The 4,082-nt window shown below is 62.5% G+C and carries 6 protein-coding genes; all 6 read right to left on the bottom strand.

What is annotated here, in order from left to right; genetic code table 11:
- On the bottom strand, nt 1–406 hold a 406-nt coding region (locus EN984_RS25030), incomplete at its 3' end, for a hypothetical protein (protein ID WP_127384018.1).
- A 93-nt stretch (nt 407–499) separates the two neighbouring features.
- Entirely contained in the window at nt 500–844 is a 345-nt protein-coding gene (locus EN984_RS25035) for a hypothetical protein (RefSeq protein ID WP_127269152.1), read from the bottom strand.
- Nucleotides 845–903: 59 nt separating this feature from the next.
- Nucleotides 904–1,551, bottom strand: a complete 648-nt coding sequence (locus EN984_RS25040; protein ID WP_127269151.1) for a ThuA domain-containing protein — start codon at nt 1,549–1,551, stop codon at nt 904–906.
- 42 nt (nt 1,552–1,593) lie between these two features.
- Nucleotides 1,594–2,616, bottom strand: coding sequence for an LLM class flavin-dependent oxidoreductase (locus EN984_RS25045; RefSeq protein ID WP_164748804.1), 1,023 nt, complete (start codon nt 2,614–2,616; stop codon nt 1,594–1,596).
- A 70-nt stretch (nt 2,617–2,686) separates the two neighbouring features.
- A complete protein-coding gene (locus tag EN984_RS25050) occupies nt 2,687–3,574 on the bottom strand; it encodes an ABC transporter permease (RefSeq protein WP_127269149.1) in 888 nt (295 codons plus the stop codon).
- Nucleotides 3,571–4,082 (bottom strand): ABC transporter permease (locus tag EN984_RS25055; RefSeq protein WP_164765629.1); only part of this gene is annotated, 512 nt, incomplete at its 5' end. The genes EN984_RS25050 and EN984_RS25055, both read right to left, overlap by 4 nt.

Consider the following 4,082-nt stretch of genomic DNA (forward strand, 5'->3'; position numbering starts at 1 on the left):
GCAGCGAAGTCAGCCATTCTTCCCAAAATTCCTGCTGCATATGGACGAAAACCGGAACCACGTCGACGCCATCATCAAATATGTCGACCAGATCGCTCTCTTGCGGAAATCGCCCCGTCTTCACCTTGCAGGCTATCAATCCGCGACTTTTCTCCATCACGGTATTTTCCGGATAAACATTGGCGCTTGCTCCGTAACAGAAGGGTAGCAGGCCATCGACTTCGAGTGCCTGACGGATTTGGAACAGAGCCTCGAAAAAGTCTTCCTCTTCTGCCTCGATCACCTTGTCCCGATAACTGCATTTCAAATTGCAGGCAGCGCCGTTCACGTGCAGCGTGAACACAGCTTGCTCGTCGTCACCAACGGAACCTGCGCCGATCAGAAAAACAGTACGCTGATGGTCCATCTCATCCCCCTCGCCATGTGACGGGATGGTAGTACGACAACGGCCGCTTTTCCAGCATGGCAGGGATTGGGACGGCCGCACTCCCTCCCGTCGTCATCCGCTGGCCGGGCGTCCCGCCGCAAAGGCAAGGTCCCGCCGAATGGCGTCCAATTTGTCTTGCGCCAGACCGGCAAGCAGCTTTTCATCGAGGTAGCCTGCTCGGATGAGATGAGCGAAGACATAAAGGAGCTGCGAATAGCGGTAGTCGAACGTCCGATCGATATCCCGCCGCTGTTCACGCAAATAGGCTTCCAGCTCCCACATCTGGGAGGGAACCGTCACCGCACTGGCCTTGCTCTTGAATTCGGCCATCGTCTTTGCGAGGGCCGCCTCAAGAGCCTTATCGAAGGCGTGGCGGGCGAGCTTCTTTTCGGAAGCGGACCAACTGAAATCGTTCACTGGATATCTCCGTAGATGTCCTGTGAATTCCACCAGATTTTCACGAACTTCGCCTGCTGCTACCCCCGAGCCGCCCAAAGCAAACCCCGCTCCACCATCAGCGCCATTTCCGGCACCGCGAACTCATCCGCAGTGTGACCAAGGGAACTGTAGAAAACCTTCCCCGCCCCATAGCGCCGTTTCCAGACGACCGGCATGACGACGCCGCCTATCCCAGGAAAATGCGCGTCGGTGAAGGTGGTGGTCGCCAGCACTTCGTTGCTCGGGTCGACATGCATGTAATACTGCTCCGACCGGTAGGCGAAATCGCTGATGCCCGATGTGATCGGCTCGTCCGGCCTGGTGATCGCGACAGTATAGTCGATGATGTTGCCGGGATGCGCCACCCATTGGCCGCCGGTCATGAACTGATAGTCGGGCTCATTGCGGAAACTGTCGCCCATCGTGCCGTGGAAGCCGCCGAGTCCGCTCCCCCCGCGAACCGCATGCATCAGGTTCTGCAGCTCGGCCTTTTCGATCGTCGACATCGTGATGACGGGCACGATGAGATCGAAGGAAGCAAGCTCCGGATCAGCGAACATCGCCGTGCCCTCACCCAGCGTGACGTCGAAGCCGTTTCGCTCAAGCAAGGTGCGAACGACCTTCGCGCTCTGCTCCGGCGTGTGGCCCTCCCAGCCGCCCCAAGCGATCAAGGCCTTCTTTGGCATGGTGTCCCTCCCTTGGAGCACTCCGCTTCGATCTATCTGGCGTCAGCGCCAGCCCAGCGCCGGCGCGACATGGGTCAGGATCGCCTCGATGACATGCGCATTGTAGTCGACGCCGAGCTGGTTCGGAACGGTGAGCAGCAGCGTGTCGGCCTCGGCGATTGCCTCGTCCTGCGCCAATTCCTTGATCAGCACATCCGGCTCGGCCGCATAGCTGCGCCCGAAGATCGCCTTGGTGTTCTCCTCGATGAAGCCGATCTGGTCGCGGCCCTCATTGCCGCGGCCGAAATAGGCACGGTCGCGATCGTCGACCAGCGCGAAGATGCTGCGGCTGACCGAGACGCGCGGCTCGCGCTTGTGACCGGCCGCTTTCCAGGCTTCGCGGTAGATGCGGATCTGCTCGGCCTGCTGGATGTGGAACGGCTTGCCGCTCTCGTCGAATTTGAGCGTCGAGCTCTGCAGGTTCATGCCGAGCTTGGCCGCCCATTCCGACGTGGCGTTGGTGGCAGCACCCCACCAGATCCGCTCGCGTAAACCCTCCGAATGCGGCTCGAGGCGCAAGAGGCCGGGCGGATTGGGGAACATTGGACGTGGATTGGGCTGGGCGAACCCCTCGCCCCGCAGCGTCTCGAGGAAGACCTCGGCATGATGCCGCGCCATGTCGGCGTCGCTCTGGCCTTCCGGCGGCGCATAGCCGAAATGGCGCCAGCCATCGATCACCTGCTCGGGCGAGCCGCGGCTGATGCCGAGCTGCAGGCGGCCGCCGGCGATGATGTCGGCAGCACCGGCGTCCTCGGCCATGTAGAGCGGGTTCTCGTAGCGCATGTCGATGACGGCGGTGCCGATCTCGATGCGGCTGGTCTTGGCTCCGACTGCCGCCAGCAGCGGGAACGGCGAAGCGAGCTGGCGGGCGAAATGATGCACGCGGAAATAGGCCCCATCCGCCCCCAGTTGCTCGGCGGCGATCGCCAGCTCGATGGATTGCAAAAGCGCGTCCGATGCCGAGCGCACTTGCGATTGCGACGAGGGCGTCCAGTGCCCGAACGACAGGAAACCGATTTTCTTCATAGCCATGCGATATAAGGATGCGCGTCAGGCTTCAATGCAAAAGAGATTTTTCGACGCGCCCAATCCAGGCTCATGCATCGCTATTTTCAAACGCGCCGATGCCTTGCGCGATCAGGTTGGTCGCCATGACCAGTGAGACGATTGCCGCGGAATTGAAGACGACGACCCACCATTTGCCGCCGGTCAGGAAGCCATAGCCGTCGGCGACAGCCAGTCCCCAGTCGGCCGATGGCGGCTGGATGCCGAGGCCGAGAAAGCTCAGCGTCGCGATCGAAAAGAACGCGTAGCCCAGCCTTGTGACCAGCTCGATCAAGATCGTTTCCCTGATGTTGGGCAGTATCTCCAGAAACATGATGGCGAGCGGGCCCTCGCCGCCAAGCCGCGCAGCGCTGACATAGTCGCGCTCCTTCTGCTCGCGCACGGCGGCGCGGACGGTGCGCGCCACCAGCGGCGCGTAGGCGATGCCGATCACCAGGATGACCGTTACATTGGACGGGCCGATGGCCACCAGCGTCATGGTGACGAGAACGATGAACGGAAACGCCATCAGCGTATCGAGCAGCCGCGCGCCGATGGCATCGACCAGGCCGTCGAAATAGCCGAGCACCAACCCGATGATGCTGCCGGCGGCGACACCGGCCAGCGTCGCCAGCGGCGCAACCAGCAGGATGTCGCGCGATCCGACGACTATGCGGGACAGCACGTCGCGGCCGAGCTGATCGGTCCCGAACCAGTGCAGCGCGTCGGGCGGCGTCAGCATCGCCAGGAAATCCTCGGCATAGGGATCGTAGGGAACGAAGAGGTTGCCTGCTATGGCGCACACGACCCAGAACAGAAGCAGCAGCGATCCGACCACGACCGACGGCGGCAATCCGGCGAAAGCACTGCGGATCCGGCGCACTGCCGGAAAGCCGGCCACGGAGCGCGGTGGTGCGGGAAACTCCGCCAGATCTGTCATGGCGAGGTCCGGCGGCGTTGCCGCGGATCGAGCAGCGCCAGTACGAGGTCGCCGGCCGCCGCCGACAGCACGAAGATTGCCGCCATCACCAGCACGCCGGCCTCGAGCATCGGGAAATCGCGTGCCTTGGCCGCATTCAGAACCAGATTGCCAAGCCCCTGGATGCCGAACAGCGCCTCGATCACCACCAGCCCGCCAAGCATGTAGCCGGTCTGCGTCGCCAGCACCGCGATGGTCGGCGTCAGCGCGTTGCGCAGCACGTGCCGAAAGATGATCTCGCGCCGCTCGAGCCCTTTCAGGACGGCGGTGCGCGTATAATCGGCGGCCATTGCCTCGATCACCCCTGCCCGCGTCATCCGGGCGATGTAGCCGGCAAGGTTCAGCACCAGCGGCAGCGCCGGCAGGATCAGATAATAGCCATGCGTCCAGAAGCCCGCGCCATCGGGCGCAACACCGGAGATCGGGAACCAGTTCAGCCACAGGCCGAAAACGATGAGCAGCATCAGGC

The sequence above is a fragment of the Mesorhizobium sp. M7A.F.Ca.CA.004.12.1.1 genome (assembly GCF_003997835.1).
GTDB lineage: Bacteria > Pseudomonadota > Alphaproteobacteria > Rhizobiales > Rhizobiaceae > Mesorhizobium.

What these genes read in the sequence shown, in the direction of transcription:
- EN984_RS25040 (WP_127269151.1), bottom strand. Translation starts at nt 1,551, where the DNA reads ATGCCAAAGAAGGCCTTGATCGCTTGGGGCGGCTGGGAGGGCCACACG.
- EN984_RS25045 (WP_164748804.1), bottom strand. Translation starts at nt 2,616, where the DNA reads ATGAAGAAAATCGGTTTCCTGTCGTTCGGGCACTGGACGCCCTCGTCG.
- EN984_RS25050 (WP_127269149.1), bottom strand. Translation starts at nt 3,574, where the DNA reads ATGACAGATCTGGCGGAGTTTCCCGCACCACCGCGCTCCGTGGCCGGC.